The organism is Chitinophaga sancti (genome assembly GCF_034424315.1).
In the GTDB taxonomy this organism is placed as follows: domain Bacteria; phylum Bacteroidota; class Bacteroidia; order Chitinophagales; family Chitinophagaceae; genus Chitinophaga; species Chitinophaga sancti.
The window spans coordinates 186,628-208,269 of sequence record NZ_CP139972.1 but is presented as its reverse complement, the minus strand read 5'-3'; the positions used below and the strand labels follow the sequence as shown (position 1 = coordinate 208,269).

At 46.5% G+C, this 21,642-nt stretch carries 13 protein-coding genes; 4 read left to right on the top strand and 9 right to left on the bottom strand.

Annotated features, from left to right (window positions below; genetic code table 11):
• Positions 1 to 305: 305 nt before the first annotated feature.
• The 4 genes from U0033_RS00695 to U0033_RS00680 form a co-directional block, all read right to left on the bottom strand.
• Positions 306 to 1,580 carry a TIM barrel protein gene (locus U0033_RS00695; protein WP_072357298.1) on the bottom strand — a complete coding sequence of 425 codons (1,275 nt, stop codon included), beginning with the start codon at positions 1,578 to 1,580 and terminating at the stop codon, positions 306 to 308.
• A 159-nt stretch (positions 1,581 to 1,739) separates the two neighbouring features.
• Positions 1,740 to 3,857 (bottom strand): bifunctional aldolase/short-chain dehydrogenase, encoded by a 2,118-nt coding sequence (locus U0033_RS00690; protein ID WP_072357297.1) that lies wholly within the window; start codon positions 3,855 to 3,857, stop codon positions 1,740 to 1,742.
• 150 nt (positions 3,858 to 4,007) lie between these two features.
• A complete protein-coding gene (rhaT, locus tag U0033_RS00685; RefSeq protein WP_072357296.1) occupies positions 4,008 to 5,066 on the bottom strand; it encodes an L-rhamnose/proton symporter RhaT in 1,059 nt (352 codons plus the stop codon).
• 221 nt (positions 5,067 to 5,287) lie between these two features.
• Complete coding sequence (locus U0033_RS00680; protein ID WP_072357505.1) at positions 5,288 to 6,796, bottom strand: glycoside hydrolase; 1,509 nt, start codon at positions 6,794 to 6,796, stop codon at positions 5,288 to 5,290.
• Positions 6,797 to 7,080: 284 nt separating this feature from the next.
• Here U0033_RS00680 and U0033_RS00675 point away from each other — a divergent pair, with 284 nt between their 5' ends.
• The 4 genes from U0033_RS00675 to U0033_RS00660 all read left to right on the top strand — a co-directional run bounded on the left by U0033_RS00675 (position 7,081) and on the right by U0033_RS00660 (position 14,184).
• Complete coding sequence (locus U0033_RS00675; protein ID WP_072357295.1) at positions 7,081 to 7,992, top strand: helix-turn-helix domain-containing protein; 912 nt, start codon at positions 7,081 to 7,083, stop codon at positions 7,990 to 7,992.
• Between the two features lie 202 nt (positions 7,993 to 8,194).
• Positions 8,195 to 9,226, top strand: coding sequence for an efflux RND transporter periplasmic adaptor subunit (locus tag U0033_RS00670; protein WP_083571347.1), 1,032 nt, complete (start codon positions 8,195 to 8,197; stop codon positions 9,224 to 9,226).
• A gap of 17 nt (positions 9,227 to 9,243) precedes the next feature.
• Positions 9,244 to 13,596, top strand: coding sequence for an efflux RND transporter permease subunit (locus U0033_RS00665; protein WP_072357293.1), 4,353 nt, complete (start codon positions 9,244 to 9,246; stop codon positions 13,594 to 13,596).
• A gap of 30 nt (positions 13,597 to 13,626) precedes the next feature.
• Positions 13,627 to 14,184, top strand: coding sequence for a TetR/AcrR family transcriptional regulator (locus U0033_RS00660; protein ID WP_072357292.1), 558 nt, complete (start codon positions 13,627 to 13,629; stop codon positions 14,182 to 14,184).
• A gap of 54 nt (positions 14,185 to 14,238) precedes the next feature.
• Here the strand turns inward: U0033_RS00660 and U0033_RS00655 are convergent, their stop codons facing one another.
• The 5 genes from U0033_RS00655 to U0033_RS00635 all read right to left on the bottom strand — a co-directional run bounded on the left by U0033_RS00655 (position 14,239) and on the right by U0033_RS00635 (position 21,454).
• Positions 14,239 to 14,832: a hypothetical protein gene (locus U0033_RS00655; RefSeq protein WP_072357291.1), complete on the bottom strand. Its 594-nt coding sequence runs from the start codon at positions 14,830 to 14,832 to the stop codon at positions 14,239 to 14,241.
• 88 nt (positions 14,833 to 14,920) lie between these two features.
• A complete protein-coding gene (locus U0033_RS00650; RefSeq protein ID WP_072357290.1) occupies positions 14,921 to 16,897 on the bottom strand; it encodes a PAS domain-containing protein in 1,977 nt (658 codons plus the stop codon).
• A gap of 117 nt (positions 16,898 to 17,014) precedes the next feature.
• Complete coding sequence (locus U0033_RS00645) at positions 17,015 to 18,043, bottom strand: LLM class flavin-dependent oxidoreductase (protein ID WP_072357289.1); 1,029 nt, start codon at positions 18,041 to 18,043, stop codon at positions 17,015 to 17,017.
• Between the two features lie 119 nt (positions 18,044 to 18,162).
• Entirely contained in the window at positions 18,163 to 20,373 is a 2,211-nt protein-coding gene (locus tag U0033_RS00640) for a helix-turn-helix domain-containing protein (RefSeq protein ID WP_072357288.1), read from the bottom strand.
• 115 nt (positions 20,374 to 20,488) lie between these two features.
• Positions 20,489 to 21,454, bottom strand: a complete 966-nt coding sequence (locus U0033_RS00635) for an SAM hydrolase/SAM-dependent halogenase family protein (RefSeq protein WP_083571345.1) — start codon at positions 21,452 to 21,454, stop codon at positions 20,489 to 20,491.
• Positions 21,455 to 21,642 lie beyond the last annotated feature (188 nt).

Here is a 21,642-nt window from a genome sequence, read left to right as displayed (position 1 = left end):
TCAATATGCCTTTTGCACATTGACAAATTCAATCTCAATCTCAATATGTAAATGGGCATTAGAAGCGGATGAAACGCCGGGCGATTGCATGGTATTACCAGTAAGAAATGGCTTGCCTTCATTTTGATCTTTTATTTCATTCAGCGACTTAGGGCCCGGAGATTTTTGATTCAATCAAATCTTTGGGAATTTCAGGTCTTTTTAATTAGACTGTTATGTCCTGCAGATTTTTGATTCACTACATCTTTTCGGCTTTCAGTTCTTAATATCATTCAGATCTATTACTGATAATAGCATGCAGGTACTTATAATCCTGTCGCGACAGTCTTTAAGCCTCTCTCTTTGACCAGGTTCTCTCTCACCTTGTGCTGGCGATAGAACGCGATCGGATCGAGTACACCACCGGCGTTCAGGCGGGCCTGAGCAACCAGCGGCCGAACATCTGTACGATAGGCCTGTTGCAGTATTTCCTGTGCAGCAACCGCATCATTATTCTGCTGTGCGGCCTGCAGTGCCTTGGTATCTACCAGCAATGCCTGTGCGTAGGCGATTTTGATGGCTTCTACTGATTGCAGCAGATCCTCCAGGGGATCTTTTACATTGTGAGAAGCATCTATCATCCAGCCCAGATCACTTGCGTGGTGCATACCACGGGCATCCATGCCTTCTACGAGTTCGTTGAAGATGAGGAATAATTGGTAAGGGTTGATGCTGCCTACTGTGAGGTCATCATCCCCGTATTTGGAGTCATTAAAATGGAATCCGGCCAGCTTGCCTTCCATTAGAAGGAGGGCTACAATCTGCTCTATATTTGCGTTCGGGAGGTGATGTCCCAGGTCAACAAGGGTTTGGGCTTTAGGACCTAGTTTGTTCGCGAACAAGAGGGATTGACCCCAGTCGCCGATAGTCGTGCTATAAAAATTGGGTTCGAAGGCCTTGTATTCGATGTAGAGTTTCCAATCTTCAGGAAGTGCAGCATAGATTTCCTGCAGACTTTCGTAAGTGCGTTTGAAAGCACCGCGGAAGTTCAGTTGTCCGGGGAAGCAGGAGCCATCAGCCAGCCAGAGGCTGAGGGCATTTGAGCCGAGTTCAACGCCGTATTTGATGACTTCGATGTTGTGTTCTACGGCTTGTTGTCTTACGCCTTTGTCCGTGTGGTGGAGGGAGCCGAATTTGTAGCTATACTCCTGTCCGGGTTGGTCCTGGAAGGTGTTTGAATTTACGGCATCGAAGCGGATGTCGTATTGTGCGGCGAGGGCTTTGATGCTAGCGGTATTTTCAGGAATATCCCATGGAATATGCAGAGACACAGCGCCGCTGCTGCGATTGAGGGCGTGCAGGAGGCCGATGTCAGTGATTTTTTCTTCCAGGTTACGGGGTTCGCCACCGCCGGAAAAGCGGCCGAAGCGGGTACCACCGGTACCGAGGGCCCAACTAGGGATGGCTACCTGGAATTCTTCCAGTTTTTCAAGGACCTCGCTGAGGTTGTTGACTTTTTCAGAGATATGCTGAAAATTGCGATCGTGGGCTTGTTTGCGGGCGTCGTTAAAATCAGAAAGGTGGAATTTTTCGATGTTCATAACCAGAATTTTGCGCGTGATTCAATTTAACGAAAATGTGCCGTAATGGCAAGGCTTGCATGTTGTGTGGCAAGCCTTGCCGGGAGTGATTTACAAGGGGTGGTAAATTTGCAGCAGGTGTAGCGAAAAATTCCGTTACAAAAACTGCCATACTTTCCGCTACCTGACGAAGGCAGTTGCCACACCGCCATCAACGTTCACCACATTTCCTGTTGACTTGTTCAGCAAGCCACCAGTCAGGGCGAAGCAGGCATTGGCAATATCCTCCGGTAATATGATCTGATTGAGCAGGGTACGTTTTGCATAGTAACCCGGCAGTTCTTCTACGGTGATACCATAGGCTTTAGCGCGACCAGCAGCCCAGTCACCTTCCCATATTTTACTATCTGCGATCACCGCATCAGGGTTGATGACGTTTACACGGATATTATCTTTTCCTAATTCAGCAGCATTCAGGCGGCTCAGGTGCAGCTGTGCAGCTTTTGCAGAACCATAACCAGCATTATTAGGACCACTCATGAGCGCGTTTTTGCTTACGATGTTCAGTACATCGCCACCCATATCCTGTTTGCGCATGATTGCAACGCCTGCCTGTGTTACGAGGAACTGGCCTTTCACCAATACATCATATAGCAGATCCCAGTCTTTTTCGGTATGTGCTTCCAGTGGTTTAGAGATGGACAGACCCGCACAGTTTACAACGAGGTCTACACCGCCAAATGCCAGTGCGCCTGCTGCATATGCTTCGTGGATATCACTTGCTTTGGTTACATCGAGTACTGCTGTGGTAAATACATCAGCACCGTATTGTTTCTGGAATTCGTCTTTCGCTTTTTCCAGGCGACCGGCGTCGTTGTCATTGACAATAACACAAGCACCTTCATCAGCGAATTTCTTTGCGATTGCTTTACCGATACCACCAGCACTACCTGTTACCAGCGCGATACGGCCGGACAGGGCTTTCGGCTTCGGCATACGTTGCAGTTTCGCTTCTTCGAGCAACCAGTATTCGATATCGAATGCTTCCTGGCGAGGAAGGGCCGTGTATTCAGAAATAGCTTCTGCGCCTTTCATTACATTGATAGCATTGATATAGAATTCGGCAGCTACGCGGGCAGTTTGTTTATCTTTTGAGAAGGTAAACATACCGATACCAGGGTAGAGGATCACCACCGGGTTTGGATCGCGCAGTGCAGGGCTGTTGTCGTGACGGCAGGTGTTGTAGTAATCAGTATATAGCTGGCGGTAAGCTGCAAAAGCAGGCTCCAGTTGTTGTTTAAGCGTAGCTACATCATCGAGGGATGCCTGGGGATCCAGGTCCAGTACCAGCGGACTGATTTTAGTACGCAGGAAGTGGTCAGGACAGCTGGTGCCCATTGGTGCCAGGCGGGCGAGGTCATTGGAATTGATGAACTCAAGCACGCGCGGGTCATCTGTAAAGTGACCGATCATGCGGGTATGGCCGGAGCAGAGACCGCGTAATACGGGCGCCAGTGCAGCGGCTTGTTTTTTACGTACTTCAGGAGCGGCAGGGCTGATCTTAGCGCCACCGAATACCTGGCGTTTTTTATTGTAATTATCTTCGAGGTAAGTAGCGCAACGCTCGATTACTTCGAGGGTATTGATATAGCTTTCGTAAGCGGTATCACCCCAGGTGAAAAGGCCATGAGAGCCGAGCATGATACCCCTGATACCTGGATTATCTTTCAGGCACTGGCGCAATTGCAGCCCCAGGTCGAATCCAGGACGCTGCCAGGGTACCCAACCGATGGTGCCGTTGAAGAGTTCCTGTGTGATACGTTCACCGTCTTTCGCGGCAGCGATAGCGATGGCAGCATCAGGGTGCAGGTGATCGATATGTTTGAATGGCAGGAAGCCATGCAGGGGAGTATCGATAGAAGGGGCTTTAGATTTCAGGTCATAGATGCAATGGTTGAAGAGTTCTACCATTTCATCCTCCATCCGGATACCTTTGTAAATATTTTCGAGGCTGTGCAGGCGGTCCACGTATAATGCAGCAAGACCACTACGTTTGAGGGTGCCGAGGTCGCCACCAGAGCCTTTTACCCACATCACTTCTGTTTGTTTCCCGGTAAGCGGGTCTATGGCCATCGCTTTGCAGGAGGTGTTGCCACCGCCATAGTTTGTTAAGCGGAGATCTGCGCCCAGGAGGTTTGAGCGGTAGATTAACAGGCCAACTTCGTCACCGGCCAGTGCGGCGGCCTTTTCCTCATCCCATAAGTAGCTTACGTGCTTGAAATTTACAGACTGAATCATGTATGTATGTTTAAATATTTTCTTTTCAATTAAAAGGATCGACGATAATACCAGCACTCATTTCATTATTAACAATTACGATTACCTGTTTATGTAATGAGTGTCGGTTTTAAAAGGGGCTACTTTATTATTATTCTAATTTCTCACAATTTATTCCGCGAGTGAATTTCCATATCCTACCAGCAACACTGAAATCACAATTGTCAGCACACCAGCCAGTATTGTTCCAAAGGTTTTCTTACTTACGCCCTTCCATTCTTTCAGGGTAATTCCCCACAGACTGGAGATCATAATGATGAAGGCCATATGCAGGATCCATGAGCTCGCGCCATTACCCAGTTTGCTTTCTCCCATCCCATAAAAGAAGAACTGGAAGAACCAGGTTGTACCAGCTAATGCCGCAAAGAAATAATTACCTGCCAGGGGTGTTTGTTTATTGGTATAATCACTGAATGTTCTATTTCTTGCATTCAGCAGCAAACACCAGAACAGGTTAGTTGTCAAGCCGCCCCAGAGCAGCACCACGAAGATGACATTGTTCTGGAAAAGCGGGTTAGCTCCCTGTTGAATGGCGATCGCGGCCATTGGTTTACCGGCTTCGATCCCGAAGTTGAAACAGGCGCTGAGAATACCAGAAATCGTACCTACGATCAGCCCCTTCTTCAGATTGAACTCTGAGATACTTTGTTTCTTCTGATCGTCAGATAGTTCATTTTCTTTCATTATCCCGGCTTTTCCGCAGATGGCGATTCCGAGGAGACAAACGGCCACGCCTGCAAGGACAAGTTGTCCGCTGATGTGGTGAAGCATGGATGAAAATGTGTGGGCGGTGTCGCTGGTAAAGAGATCCCGGTAAATAGGCGGAATCAATGACCCGAAAGCAGAGGTGTAGCCCAGTGCTACGGACATACCCAGTGACAGGCCGAGGTAACGCATGGTGAGACCGAAAGTAAGGCCTCCGACACCCCAGAGGATGCCCATAAAATAGGTCCAGAACAATGTAGTGCCATCGGTTGCGCGGATAATGCTCATGAAGTCAGGGATGGTGATCCATGCGGCAAGGAAGGGCACGATCAACCAGGAAAAGAATCCGCCTACTATCCAATAACTCTCCCAGGCCCAGTTCCTGACTTTTTTAAAAGGGATGTAAAAGCTGCCCGAGGCAAAGCCTCCGATAAAATGAAAAAATACACCAAGAATAGCTTGCATAAATAGTGGAATTGTGGTTTTTATCTAGTTTGACTGTGGAATTTAACTACTGGTTGCGCGATATAATCAATCAAATGTATGGAATGGGCTTGGGGGAACTGTCCTATACATTCCTACTTGTTGGGGTGGAAGGAATAAAGCACCCACGACTCACACTTTCCACCAAATTAAAAGGCCCGTAAAACAACGTTTTACAGGCCTCCAAATATTCTTCTACTCCCCTACTCCATCACTACCGTGATCACACTCCTCCCCTTCTGTTCAATCTGTTCATTTCCAGAGCGCTCCAAATGTAGTTGCATATCCTCCTCCTTACTTGTTTCATAATACCTCACCTTTACAGGTTTCCTTCCCTTCACAGCTAAACTCAGCTTCTTCGCCTGCTCCCCATAATTCACGCTTACCAGCACCACCTGCTTCCTGCTCACATACGCACTCACCAACAATGAATCATCCCCACTTTCCGCCATCACCCGCTGCATACCCGGCCGCACAAACCTGCTATACTGCCCCAATGCCCATAAATTCTTCACAGCCGTCACCGTACCTTCTTTATACGCTTTATCCTTCGGATGCAATGCTACCAAATAATACCTTGTATCCATATCTGCTCTTCCCGGCTCCCAGCTATTCCAGAATTGCCATGCCGCGGCATTCCCATACACAAAATCATCATGGATCACCTTTGCCAGGAAAAGGGCACAATCCATCGCCGTTCGAGGGCCCTCATGCCCATCCTTATATCCATCTGCCAACATTGAGTATTCCGTCTGCCAGTACTGTAAGCCATATTTAGAGGCAGTATCCCTCACATGCTCACGGATCGCCCGCCGGCTACTATCCCCGCTATCTGTAAAATAACTATGTCCACCAATGATTGCCGGTACATGTGAAAGCCCATAAACGGCCCCGGATTTCAAAGCCTGGATCTGGTGTGAAGCCGGACCCTCCTGCGCATACAGAGAGACCAAATGCCCCGCCTCAGAAAGCAAAATCTTCGTATTGGCTTTTGCTTTACTCAATGCGGTATCCAGGGCCCCGGCGATCCTTAGCACCTCCTCATTCGTCCACGCAGTGCCCTCCTGAGAAGCTTCCCCATAAGGATTACTCCAATCCCACTGTGGTTCATTTACCGGACTGATATAATCAAAATGCAATCCTTCCTTATCAAAATGCTGCCACACCTTCGTTAAAAACGAAGCATAAGCATCGTACTGATCCACCTTCAGGTTCGAACGATAATCCTTGGCTGTCTTATATCCCAGCCCATTCTGATTCATCCACACCGGCGGCGTATTCGAAAAGGCGATCAACGTCTCTACACCATAGGCACGCGCCTTCTTCGTAAACCACAAATAACCGGACTGTTTAGACCAGTCATAAGTACCATCCGGCTTTAAAAAACACTCCACCCGTTTTCTGAAATCCTTTATCCCACTACTATCTCCCTGCTCTGCGGTACCTCCACCGATATTAAAGCGCCAGCAGGACAGTCCGATCCCCTCCGGCGATCCATCCTTCTTAAATTCCTTACTAAATAACCAGCGGGCCATCTGCTCCCGGATCTCCGGCGACCAGTATTTGCCTATTCCCTCCGAAAACCAGGCACCGGAAGAACCTATATTATCTATCACCTGTGCCTTCTTATTGACATCAATTGTAATACGCTGCTGGCCATGGGCAAAGGCAGCCGTCATGAGCAGCATAATTGTAAAGCGAGACCGTTTCATTTCTATTAACATGGATTCGATCCAAGGTAGGCATATTATTTTTAATTGTCAATTAGACAATGAAAAAGACAGGAGCATGTTTTGATTTATCAGCGGTGCAATAAGCCCCTGTCAGCAAAGACGGTGCAACAAGTTTATTAAATACAATTCAAACTTTAACCCCGGGGGATGAAAAAAGGAGGTTTATAACCGACTTTTAGACCAGTTTTGCCGACTAATGAACCTTTTGGTTTAATTTTAATACCAGACCTTTACATCAGATTCAAGGACTATAACTATGAAGCATGGCAGGTAAAAAGCAGACTGCGAATATCTACAGACACGCAGAACTAGTGCAGGATACAGAAATTGACCTAAGGTCTACTGTACCCGGCTTTGCTGTTAACTGCAATCTCCAGTTCATGGATATCCCTGCCTTGCGTAACAATTTCAGGTCTGACTTCCTGGGGATCATCCTGGTGGTAAAAGGCACACTGACCATCTCCATTAACCTGGAAGAACATGTCATGGAACCGAATAGCCTGCTGCTTGCCACACCACATGCATTGAAGCAGGTGATCTCTATGGATAACGATGCTATCCTCTGTGGCCTTTCCGCCACTGTCGATTTTATGGGCAAGATCTTCGCTGACAAGCTCCTTGATCTTATGAATTACTTCAGTACCAAATATTGCCCGCACTGGCAACTGGACAATAAAGATGCGGCCACCATTGCTGCCACCTTTAGCATGATCCTGCATCGTACTGAAGAATACAATACGCATACTTACGGCAAGGAACTCTTCTATCATTCCTTTGCTACCCTGCTGTATGAATTAGGTGGAATGGGGCAGAAATATGCAAAGATCAATCATGCCGATTTTTCCCGCAAAGAGAACCTCGTCATGGCTTTCACTTCCCTTGTTCAACAACATTTCAGACAACAACGAAACGTACAGGCATTTGCAGAACAACTGCATGTAACGCCAAAATACCTGACTGAAACCGTCAAAGAAATAACCGGCAAAACAGCAGGAGAAATTATCGATCACTTCGTGATACTGGAAGCTAAACGCATGCTCAGCGATACGCCTCTCAGTATTCTTCAGATAGCGGAAGAACTGAACTTCAGTGATCAGTCCTTCTTCGGAAAATACTTTAAGCGATTTGCCGGCCACTCTCCCAAAGAGTACAGGCAGATCCAAAGAAGATATTAAAGTGTAGTGTTACAATACAGTGTAACAGTTGTAGGTTTAAGGAATGGCCGGAATAATCATATTCCGGCTTTATTGTTTCTACTACTGAAAAAGTGAACCGACATTCAGACCATTTTTACCGATTTTCTAACCTTTTTCCCCGCATAATTACGCCCAACTTTGCGATGTGAAATCATCTGTTCAATTCTCAATTACCAATTTTATGACATTGATTGTAAGACAGGCATCATTATTTCTAATGGTTACCCTGATTGCAGGCTGTGGTACAAAGGCTGATAAGCAAACACAGTCCGATCCTGTTAGCGTAAAGACCATCCGCATTCAGAAAGACCCGCTTCCCCAACAGTTCAGTTATTCCGGTAGCATCGAACCTGACAATACCGCCGACATTGGTTTTGCAGTAGCCGGTACCGTTAATAACATCAGTGTGCAGGAAGGTGATCATGTGCAACAGGGCCAGTTACTCGCCAGTATTGATGCCACCGAGTACAATAATGCACTGGCTATTGCCAACGCATCACTGGAACAGGCAGAAGACATGTACCGCCGTCTCAATGACCTGTACCAGAAGGGAAGTCTGCCAGCGAAAGATTACATCGAAATAAAATCCAAACTCGCACAGGCACAGGCAAACAAAAGCATCAATGCCAAACACATTGCAGACAGTAAATTGTACGCTCCTATTTCAGGCATCATTACTGCCCGTAAAATTGAAAAAGGGAGCACTGCCGCTCCTGGTATTCCTGCATTTACAATTATCAAAACAGATATTGTCACTGCAAAGATTACTGTTCCCGAAAGCGAAATAGGTGCGATCAAAAATGGCATGGATGCGAAAGTATACATTGCTACGCTTGAAGATACCATTCCCGGGAAGATCACGATCATCAATCCACAGGCAGATGCTGTATCCAGGACATACGCCATCAAAATCAAACTGAATAACAGCAATAACCGGCTCTTACCCGGCATGTTGACGAATGTATTCATCAATACAGGTAAAGCGATCAATACCATTTCCATTCCTGCTACTGCCATTGTGAGAGATGCAGATGATCTCACTTACGTATTCCTGACCAGTGAACAGCACAAAGCGATCCGCAGAAGGATCACTACCGGCTTGCTCACAGGAACGAATGATGTGATCATCACAAATGGCTTGCAGGAAGGAGATCAGCTGATCACAAACGGACAATCACATCTAAAAGATGGCAGTGCCGTGATTGTTGAATAATCATTTAAACAAGCCCAATGAAAAGACAAAGAATCAGCTTCATTGAAGCTGCCATGAAATATAAACAGGTCACGCTGGTAGCCATGGGTATGCTGTTGCTACTCGGCCTTTATGCATTGCTGAATATGCCCCGCTCGGAAAATCCGAAAATTGATATGCCGGTGGCGATGGTATATGCTTTCTATCCGGGCGCTGATGAAGTGCAGATGGAGAAACAGGTGACAAACAAGATTGAACAATTTCTTTTCTCTTACGAAGAAATTGACAAGAAGAAAACCACTTCCCAGACAAAGGATGGGCAGGTATTCATTACCGTCAATTTACATACGGAGGTAAAAGACCGTAAGAAGTTCTGGAGCACCCTGCAACATGGTTTAAATACCACTTTACGATCCAATATTCCATCCGGGGTAATTGGTCCGGTGGTGAACAGTAATTTCGGTGATGTGACTGCCCAGATCATTACAGTATCTTCTCCCATCCGTAATTACGCGGAACTGGAAAAATACATGGATAAGATTGAAGATGGTCTGAAAGTGATTCCAGAAGTATCTAAGATCAATCGCTCCGGCGGACAGCAGCAACAGATCTATGTTACCGTAAATGATGAGAAGCTGCAACAGTATGGATTTGATCTGTCCGCAATTGTACGTACCCTGCAAATGGAAAATGTGACAGGCTATTCAGGTGAAGTGACCATTAGCCGCAATACGATCCCGGTATTTACAAACAGTCAGTACAAAACAGAAAACGATATTGCGGAACAAATCATTTACACCACACCTGCCGGTACCGTTGTCAGACTGAAGGATGTAGCCACGATTACCCGCAGGTACGAGGAACCCTCTTCATATATACGTGTAGGTAATGACCGCGTATTAATGCTGGCGATTGAAATGCAGCCCGGCAATAATATCGTGCAGTTCGGGCATACAATTGAAGAAAAACTCGCTGCAATTAAAGCAAAATTACCGGGCGATATCCAGATCAATACCATCGTGAATCAACCTGAAGTAGTAGATGAAAGCATCAAACACTTTATGCGTGAATTCGGGCTGGCAATTGGTTCCGTGATCCTGGTGGTAATGCTGTTGTTACCTTTCCGTGTGGCAGCAGTTGCTTCTGTAGCAGCACCTATCTCCATTCTGATCACTTTTGGTCTTATCAATATCATGGGGATAGAACTGCACCAGGTAACGCTGGCTGCATTGATCATTGTATTGGGGATGGTGGTGGACAATGCCATTGTAGTTGTAGATAATTATATCGAAAAACTTGATGAAGATATCACACCCTGGACAGCCGCATGGCAGGCAGCCAAACAATTGTCTTTGCCGATCTTCACGGCTACCCTGGCAATCGTATTTGCCTTTGCGCCATTGGCGATCTTTATGTTTGGTATTGCGAAAGATTTTATTGCAGCATTGCCGGTAACGGTCGCTGTGGCACTCATCACATCTATGGCTGTGGCCTTGCTCGTAACGCCTTACACCTGTTATGTGTTTATCAAACAGGGCTTAAAGCATAAGATGAGTAACAGGGGGAACAGACGAAGTCTCTTAGACAGATTACAGGAAACTTTCAACAAGGGAATTGAAGTCGCATTCCGTTTTCCTAAAATTACGCTATCAGTAGCAGTACTGGCCCTTGTACTGGCATTGGTATTGGCGGGTAAGGTAAGTCAGGAATTCTTTCCGTTGAGTGAAAGCAAGCAATTCAACGCGGAGATCTGGATGCCTAATGGCACCTCCCTGGAAGAAACCGAAAAGGTAGTGAAAGCGGTAGAAGCAGAACTGAAGAAGGATGATCGTGTGGTGAATACCGCCAGTTTTATAGGTACGAGTTCTCCGCGCTTCAATGTGACTTATGCGCCGGAAATGCCCAGACGCAATTTCGCGCAGGTATTTATCAATACTGTGAGCAGCGAGGCAACAAATGAACTGGTGGCAAAGTTCCTGCCTGTCTTCGATAAATATCTTCCTGATGGTTACGTTCGCCTGCGTCAGTTGAGTATGCAGGAAGGTTCACCTATTGCGGTGCGCATTGTAGGTGATAATCTGCACGATCAGAAAAAAGTAGCAGCGCAGGTGAAGGATATTTTGCAACATGCAGCAGGTACTAACTGGGTACGCTCTGATTATGAAGATGACTACCTGGGTATTACTCTGAAGGTGAAAGAAGATGAAGCTGCACGCCTTGGGGTGCCTAACCAGGCCATTACGCAAACGATGGGTGCTGGACTGAAAGGCTTTGCAGTTACACAATTGTGGGAAGGCGATAAACCGATCTCTGTTTACCTGAGATTAGATACGGCAAACAGAAGGAATTTTAGTGATCTGGGTAATCTGCACATTAATAAGGTACTGTTGAAACAGGTAGCGGATATCGGGCCTTCCTGGCACACGGGTGTCATTGCACACAGAAATGGATTACGTACACTCACCGTGCTTTCAGAAGCACAACGTGGCATCAGGGCTTCTGACATCTTAAAGAAAGTACAGCCAGCTATTGAGAAATTATCATTGCCGGATGGCGTGCGTATTGAATATGGCGGCGATGCGGAATCATCTGCAGAAAACGCACCCGGTATGGGTTTAGCTTTAGGCACCAGTTTATTATTAATCCTGTTGACATTACTCTTCCAGTTCAAGACTTTTGGTAAAACGCTGATCATCCTCGCCACATTCCCATTGAGTTTGCTGGGGGCATTTTTAGGTTTGTTCATTACGGGCAATCCAATGGGGATGACGGCTTTCATGGGAATCATCAGCCTGATCGGGATCGTGGTGAGAAATGGTATCATACTCGTTGACTATGCAGATGAACTGGTAAGAGATCATCACTACAGCATTAAAGCTGCTGCACTCGCAGCTGCCAAGCGTCGTATGCGGCCTATCTTCCTGACCTCTGCTGCGGCAGCGATTGGGGTAGTACCGATGATAGTCGGGAAGTCTCCATTATGGGCCCCATTGGGCAGTGTACTGGCATCAGGATTGATCGTGTCTATGGTGCTGACCTTATTCGTTATTCCTGTGTTATATTATTTATTTGTACGTCCTCCCCATGAGACGACAGGCACACCGGAAATTCTGTATAAGCCGGCAAAAGCGGTCTTAATAATTGCAGGCATCATTTGCAGTCCGTTCTTACTGCATGCACAGTCAGGCAATCTATCACTTACAGATTTCCGTAAAATGGCACTTGAACAAAACAGGCAACTAAAAGCAGCACAGTATGAAATAGATGCGGCAAAAGCAGCAGCGAAATCAGTTGCGGCCAATGCGTATCCTACTATAGACGGATCTGTGATGGGTGTGTATTTAGGTAAGCCAATAGGAGGTGCGCTCAATGGCATGATACCGGATTATTTTGGGAGTGCGATGGTGACGGCGCAGGAAGCGATTTATGCAGGTGGTAAAATTAAAACCGGTAAAGCGGCGGCCAACAAAGGAGTAGAGATCAAAGAAACACAAGGGGTACTAGCCACGTCGCAGGTATTATTAAATGTCGAAACGGCCTACTGGCAAGTGATACAGGTGCAGGAAAAGATTGTATTGGCCAATCGTTTCAGGGATATGTTGCAGGTGCTGCACCAGGATTTACAGAACTCGTACGATGCAGGACTGATCTATAAGAATGACCTGTTAAGGGTAGATGTGAACCTGAACGAAGCAGAACTGAATATCACAAAAGCGGAGGATGGTCTTGTACTGGCTAAATTACGGCTGGCACAACTCACGGGGATGGCAGGCAATACGGGTTTTGCGGTTAAGGATAGCATTTCCGGGGATTTCCAGGCACAATCACAGCAGGGAAATGGCGCTCAAAGACCCGAGATCAGGTTGTTAAACCAGGCGATAGAAGCAGAACAGTTGCAAAAGCAATTATTGAAAGCAGCCTCTCTGCCAACTATTGGTGTAGGATTTAGTGGGCTTGCTACTGCGGGGAAAGGTGTAAACCTGAAAGATGGCAGCAATTTCATGGGCTCCTATTTTGGCCTGGCGAGCATCAGTGTACCTATTTTTGACTGGGGTAAAAGGTCCGGAAAGGTCAGGGAGCAGACACTGAAAATCGCAGCACAGGAGCAGCAATTGATCGACACCAAAGAATTGGTAGACCTGGAAGTGCAACAGGCTTATCTTTCACTGAACCAGTCTTCAAGGAAGGTCAATTTATCATTGCTTTCATTACAACAGGCAGATGAGAACCTGAAACTGGCCAATGACCGCTTTAAAGCGGGAACGATCACCGGTAAGGATGTGCAGGAAGCACAGGTCATCTGGCAACAGGCTTATAGTAGTTTGATAGATGCAAAGGTGGAATATAAGATCAACGAGGCTGTTTATAAGAAATCAATAGGTAGTTTATAAAAGTTTTTTGGCAAAAACAACACATATCCCATGAAAAAGGAAATGATGCGGATCATGACAATTGCCTCCGGGTTATTTGCTGCACAAGGTCTGCAAGCGATAAACATCGATCAAATCAGCAGTCATTGTCAAATAAAAAAACGGGAATTCTATACTCATTTTGAAAGCAAGGAAGCGCTGATACGCGAGATCATTGCTGAATGGATTGGTAAGAGTGGAAAGCATTTGCGCATGGTTCCTTCATTCTCCTTTAATGCGGTTACTGAGCTGCAGAGTTATTTCTCCTTTGTAGAAGAAACGCTTGATAGTCTGACACCCACTATTATTGCTGAATTACAAACTTATTACACAGAACAGTGGCTCAGGTTATCTTATTTTCGTGATACGGAAATCTTTCCTTTTGTGGTACGTAATATAGAGCGGGGTTTGGGTGAGAATGTTTACAAATCAGGAATTGACAAGCTGCTTATGGCGAGGCTGTACTATCACCAGGTGCAGGCTGTTTACCATGACAAAGATTTATTAAAGGAGATGCACCGTATATTCATACAGGGTATAGTCAATAATAAAGGAATACATTTTACATAAAATAGAAAGGCGCTTTCCCTGTTTGGAGAAAGCGCCTTTCTTATTGATAAGATCTTAGTATTGAACTTTTACGTCAGCAATGATATGATCTGATGCGAGGCTTTTTACTTTTACGATTCCTTTTTTACCATCTGCGTTCTTAAAGAACACCAGCAATGGCAGGTCTGTTGCGCCAAAGTTATTATCATCATTTGACACATACAATTTCTTTAAAGTCACCGCATGTGTGAGGGTATCAAAAGCAGACAAAGCAAAGGTGTCAGCAGGTACATAGTTACGTACCAGTGTGGTCCTTGCTCCGGAAATTGACAGGTCAAAAGAGGCATTATTTGCACTCAGGAAATTCATCTGGATACTACCCAGGTAATTGAATGCAAGATCAATATATTTACCCATGGAATCAGGAATGCTATTGTCTAAATAAACAGTTCCTGTTTTTGATGAAAATACACGTCCGTAAACACTACTATTCGGGCTCCAACCAACATTCACGTTCTGGAAAAGGACAACACTGTCAGCTCCTGCAACAGGCGTGGGAGTAACGGTCGTATCGGGGTTATTTGTTGAACCCCCTTCCGTAGCCCCTTCTTTAGTACAGGCTGTGATTGCAATCGCGATCATGATAACCGGCAGCAAGAGTTTCTTCATAGGAAAGGTTCTATTATTTATTACAAAAATATGAATATTTTATAATAAATAAATAATAGATGAGCAGAAAACCCGAATTAGCTGGCTATCAACTGGTAAAAACCGGGAGAATCACGATAAAGGTCGCTCCTTTTCCTTCTTCTGACGCTGCATAGATCACTCCGTGATGTGCTGTCACAATTTTTTGACACAGGGCAAGACCGATGCCGCTGCCTTCGTATTCTCCCCTTCCGTGTAGGCGTTGGAAGATGACGAAGATCTTTTTCGCGTAGGCAGGTGCAAATCCAATCCCGTTGTCGGTTACACGAATTTCGCAATAAGGCATCCCGTTTTGCAGCTGCGGGTGTTCGGCTACTTCTGCATCTGCCAGTCTGCGGCTATTAATTTTTATAATGGCTTGTTTATCAGGCAGGGTAAATTTCAGGGCATTGCTCAGGAGGTTGTGAAAGAGCTGTGTCATGTGCAGGGGAATACCTTGTACGGTACATAGTTCATCCATTTCGATCACCGCATCTTTTTGCTGGATGAGAATATCCAGGTCAGCAAGTGCCTGCTGGATGGCTTTTTGCAGATCTACAGCTTCGAAGAGGTGATCCTGGCGGGATACTCTTGAAAATGCCAGCAGGTCCTGGATCAGCGTTGTCATGCGGGTAGCGGCATTCCGGATGATGCCGAGGTTGCGCATCCCGGTTTCATTCAGCTGATCCTGGTATTTGTCCTGCAGCAATGCGGAGAACATGTTGATCTTGCGCAAAGGTTCCTGCAGGTCATGACTGGCTACGTAGGCAAATTGCTCCAGGTTCTGGTTGACAATATTCAGGTCGATATTGGCCTTTTTCAGCTCGCTGGTGCGCATTTCTACCATGCGCTCAAGTTCTGCCTTATTTTCAATCTGTTGCTGGCGAATAGCCTTTTCCTGGCGTAAATCGCGGGAAATGGTAGCCTTGCCCTGGGAAACACCGGTGGCAGAATCGATCACGCGCATGGTGGTAACGAATACCGGGATGGCTTCTCCGGTTTTGAAGTTACGGTAATTCACTTCACCGGTCCACTGCCCTTTTTCGGCCACGCTGTTATTGATCTCTTTCATTAGGGAAGCTACATCTTCGGGGAAGAGGAAATCCGTATTGGATCTTTTAGCTTCTTCTACGGAATCCAGGCCAACGAGTTGAAGGCCGGCAGGGTTCACGTAGGAGACCAGGCCATTTTCGTCGGAAAGACTGACGAAATCGCGGCTGTTTTCCAGGAGGGCCAATAATTTCTGTTGTTCCTGTTTTGCCAGCAGGGCGGGCCGCAGATCGCGCAGCGTGGCACCGCGGCCGATGATCTTGTCGGAACCGGGTTCACGGATGACGATAAAGTCTCCATAGCAGGGTATGCGTTCCTTCGTCTGGATATGCTGAATATGAATGTTGCCTGACCATTTCCGGCCGGCGAGTAAATGCGGGTAGACTTCTCCGCTCATGAATGCGAAATCATCCGGGTGAAAGAGGTCTTTATTGACAAGAGTGGTAATGTCAAAATTGTCGGAAATACCGAGTAGTTTTTTGCCGGCAGTGTTCATGTAGAAAAAGTGCCCATGAACGTTGGCAGCGGCCATATAATCAGGGCTATTTTCGACGAGGGCGATCATCAGTTCCTCTCTTTCACGGTCTTCGACTTCCCTTGTGATGTCCTGGGCGGTGCCGGCAAAGCGGTAAACAGTGCCATCGGGATGGAAATAGGCTTTGCCCTTGCAATCGAGCCAGCGCAGTTTTTTATCCTGTGCGCCAATGGTACGGAAACGGACGGTGTATTCGCCGCCGCTTTCAGATTTAAGTGCATTCGTAACGGCCTGGTCTACCCTGACTTTATCATCGGGATGAATATATTTCAGGATATCCTGGTATTCAATTACGTGGCCTTCGGGAAAGCCATAGAGTTCCCGGCAGCGGTCGTCCCATTTAACTTCTTTGTTCACAGGGTCCATGTTCCAGGTACCCAGTCCGGCAGACTGGAGCGCAAAACGCATCCATTCTTCATTATTATTCTCTCTGAAGGTGCCAGTTTCTGTTTGCTTTTCCATGCGTAAGTTTAAATTCGACCCGGCATCTGATATCGGAGCCATCCGGGATACCACAACAAGTATACCGGATAATACGCATATTATGTATTATTTTTTTTCGCCTAGTATTAGATGAAATTAATCTGTGTTCCTTGGTTCCAGCTGGAATTGTTCGGCAAGAAGTTCATAGGAGCGGAAGCGATCTTCGGCTTTATCGGCCATTGTGGCTATAACAATCTCATCTACCTGATAATCATCGGCTAATTTCTGCAGTTTCACCTTTACGTTTTTAGGTGTACCTGAGATCATGCGACCCCGGTTTGCCAGGACACGTTGCCATTCCATATCTGTGTATTCGTAATCTCTGACCTCTTCCCAGGTGGGATATACGTCGAATTTGCCTTTTTCGAGGCTGAGGAGGCGGTAGTCCATCATGGCCTGGAGTTCGTCTGCTTTCTCCTGAGTATCAGCGCAGAAAACGAAGATGCCGACATTTGCTTCCGGTTGGGGAAGGAAGACGGATGGCTGGAAACGGTCACGGTAAGTCCTTACGGCCTGGGGGCCACCTACCGGGTAGATAAAATGTGCGAAAGAGAGCGCCCATCCTTGCCGTGCAGCGAGGAGTCCGCTTTCCCCACTGCTGGTTAACATCCACAAACCGGGGAAGGTATCGATCTGAGGAATGGCTTTGACCTTTTCGTGTACGGTGCCGAGGGCATCGCTATCGGTGAGGTAACCTTCGAGATCATGGATTTGCTGAACGAATTCCCTGGGTTCGAAGCTGTTGGACGGGTTGAGAACATGAGCGGTGAGACGGTCGCCGCCTGGTGCGCGGCCTATGCCGAGGTCGATGCGGTTGGGATAGAGGGCCTCTAAGAGGCGGAAGTTTTCCGCGACTTTGAGGGTGCTGTGGTTGGGGAGCATGACCCCACCGGAACCCAGGCGGATGTATTTGGTAGCAGCTGCCAGGCGGGCAATGAGTATTTCGGGTGCAGCGCTGGCAAGGGCGCGGGTGTTGTGGTGCTCTGAGAGCCAATAGCGGGTGAAACCGAGGCGATCGGCGAGTTTGGCTAACTGGATGGATTCCTGGAGGGCTTCAACGGCGTTGGAGCCTCTGCGGATGGGAGATTGGTCTAGTACGCTGAGTCTTATTTTCCTATCTGGCATATATTTTAGAATTATCGTTCCAAAATTAAGGGAAAATATAATAGGGTGGGAAAGTATTTATTGAAAAAGGTCGATATGTTGGGAAAGGAGGCTTACAAGAAAATTCTTCTGTTTCGGTTCTATTCCTTTTCAGTTTCGCGTCTCCAATGCTGTTGCACAGCTCTCACCTCGCCCCAACTCACCTCATCTCCTAATTTCGCTTTAATTGGTGCGGAGGCTGTCACCCCCATCTCTTTCACCAATGGCAGGATCAGCTTTATCTTCTTTTCACTTAACACTTTATCTAATTGCAGTTCACCCTGCCCTACGGCATCGGCTAAATGACTTTCGATCGTACTCATAGCCAGGTTTCTTGCAGCTGCAATATCTGCCAGTGACTTTCCGGCCCGGAACATTTCTACTGAATCTCTCCGGCTGCCCCCTGCCTCTCTTTTCTTACCTTTTTCTTTCTCCTTCTCTTTTTCTTTTGCGGGAGTGCGCATAGCGGTGTAATCAGGAAGTCCTTCACTAAAGCGCAGTTCTCCATAACTGGCATTTACGAAACGGAATAATCTGTTCCATAGGAATTCCTCCAGCATAGCCAGCTGCGAAGTATATTTCTTAATCTTTGGAATATCTTTTACCAGTTCTAATTCCCGACGGATAGGCTGGATCAGTCCTTCATACATATCCTGGGTAAAGTAAGCAACGGCTTTGGTCACCCGTTCTTTCAGCAATGCGGTATCTCCATCTGACAGCAATTGTTCCAGTAAAGGTTCCAGCTGGTTTCGGAAACGGTTTCCTACATCCTGTAACTGCACTGCTTTTAGCTGCAGATTTCTGCTGAGGGTCAGGGCACTTTCCATTCCATTCATCTTCTTATCCCTTAGCCAGATGGCATGCATTTGTAATTCTACAGCAATCTTTTCCGCACTAAATAGTTTTATCAGTTGTGCAGCCCAAAAAACAAGCTTTTCCTTTTCCAGGTTGGCAAAGAGGCGTCCTACTTCTGTTTCCCGGTTTGAATAATCCAGTACTTTTTCGTCTGTTCTTATTGCGCCAGGATGAATGCGGGTATTGAGTACCAGGCCTTCCAACGAAGTACAACGGCTGAGTGCCACGTATACCTGTCCGGGAGCGAATGCGTTTCCTGCATCAATAATGGCCTTTTCAAAAGTCAGGCCCTGGCTTTTATGAATGGTGATGGCCCATGCCAGCCGGATTGGATATTGTGTAAAGCTGCCTACTTCTTCTTCCTCTACGGTTCCTTCCGTTTTGTTGAGGGAATACCGGATATTGCGCCAGGTCTCTTTTTCCAGCACCAGTGTTTCGTTACTACCGGCCAATAAAACGACTATTTTATTATCATCGATCACGCGCTCTACCGTTGCCAGTTTGCCATTATAATAACGGCGTGGTTCTGCCAGGTCATTTTTGATAAACATTACCTGGGCACCGGGTTTGATTTGCAAAAGCATATCAGTAGGCAAAGCCTTGTCACTGAAATCTCCTTTGATCTCTCCGGTGAAGCTGTAGATCTCTCCGGGCATATTGGCTAATCGCTGGGCATTAATTTCATCTGCTCTGCGATTGTGTGTAGTGAGTACAATGTATTGATCTCCTTCCCCGGTAAAGTGTGGATCATAGCGTTCGTTCAGCGTTGTAATTCCTTCCCAGTCCAGGGTACAGTTACGCACGCCATTGAGGATATCGATGAACGAACGTTCGTTCTGCCGGTAGATCTTCTTTAGTTCAATATATAGTGGTGGTGCCTGTTGCATGACACGCGCGTGAAAGAAAAACACGCTTTGATAATGATCTTTCAGCAATTGCCACTGGTCGTCGGGCATTACGGGTGGTAGCTGGAACAGGTCACCTATATACAGGACCTGTACGCCGCCGAATGGCACCAGTGGTTGATTACGGAAATGGCGAAGAATGGCGTCAATAGCATCCAGTGTATCGGAACGCACCATGCTGACCTCATCGATGATGAGGAGTTCCATTTCTTTTATTAATTCCTTTTTTTCATAATTGAAGCGGATATTTCTGAAAAGGGCATGCGTATCCGTTACCCCGTTATCTACGCCAAAAAGGTGGGCACCGGAGGGAACATAAGGGCCAAAAGGCAATTGAAAGAAGGAGTGCATGGTGACGCCTCCTGCATTGATGGCAGCAACGCCCGTAGGCGCAACGACTACTGTATTTTTAATGGTGTTTTCCCGAATGTATTTCAGAAAAGTTGTTTTACCTGTTCCGGCTTTTCCGGTCAGGAAAATATGACGGTTTGTTTCGTTGATATAATTTGCCGCCAGGTGAAACAGGTCATTGGAATGATCCGGTTGTGGCATAAGCTGGTACTACGTTGAGCTATTTATATAATGTTTTGAATGACCGTGAAATTACGCAAAAAAGCGTGATAAAAAGTATATTCATTCTGTTCATTCTCTTTTGCAAATTTTATCCCTATTCATTTTTTGAACTAATTGCTACTGTCCAATCAGGTCCACTGAAAATGTGGTATCTTAAAGAAAAGCTCTCCATATTTAAAGCGAACGATACATTCAACAGGCTATTGAGATAAGCCAGGGGCGCGCGCTCCGGCACGGCAGAAAAGGTAGTGACATAAGGCATATCTCCGGTATATAGTAATGTATCTGCATGGAAAATTTTCACATGCAGCGTATCGCCGGTGTGTACTTTCAACTGATTAAAAGTTGGCCCATCAATATTTGTCCAGATATTTCCGTATTGAATATCCAGTACAGGAATATTGCCGCTGATGACATGATCTTTGTAAATAGGCTCCTGGAAAGGGATACGCACGACACTACCGGGCAGTTTCGGGCCTACCTCCTTAAAGCTGATGATGCCGGAAGCCAGGCGTGCAGCGGTATAGGAGTATACATCCCTGCCGTGGAACGTGTATGATCCGGCGGAGTGCTGACGGCGATTGAGTGATTCATCGATTTCGCGAATGGCTGCAATGCCCAGTTGTTTTGCAACGAGGGTAAGGGTACCGTTATCGGGGGTGACAAAGAAATGGCCGCTCTTTGTTTTCAGCACGACTGATTTCCTGGAAGAACCGACACCGGGGTCTACCACGGAAACGAATACCGTTCCGGCCGGCCAGTATGGAGCGGTTTGCTGAAGCCGGTAAGCGGCTTCCCAAATATTGTAAGCTGGGATTTCGTGCGTAAGGTCAAATAATTGCAGGGAGGGGGATACTCCGATGGCGACACCTTTCATTTCGGCAACGGCGCCGTCTTTTAAGCCAAAATCGGTTTGGTATACGATGACTTTGTTTTGGGCGGTGGAAGATTGGGCGATAAAGCATGCGAGGATGACGAAATGCGTAAGGAGGGAGAGATAGTGGGAGCGATGAGCGGAGGAGCTTAAATCGGGATGGTTGAGAAGGCGTGTCGTTTTCATTTTTAGCGGGGGAAGTTTGGTGATTGATGATGATGTTTGATGATCAATGATCGATAGTAATGTTTGTTGATTAATGCTTGATAATTGATGATTAATGATGATGTCTGATAATAGATGGTTGATGATTAAATGAGTTGTAAACCGAGGGCAAATTACTAGAACTCATTTCATAATCACTACTTATGTAT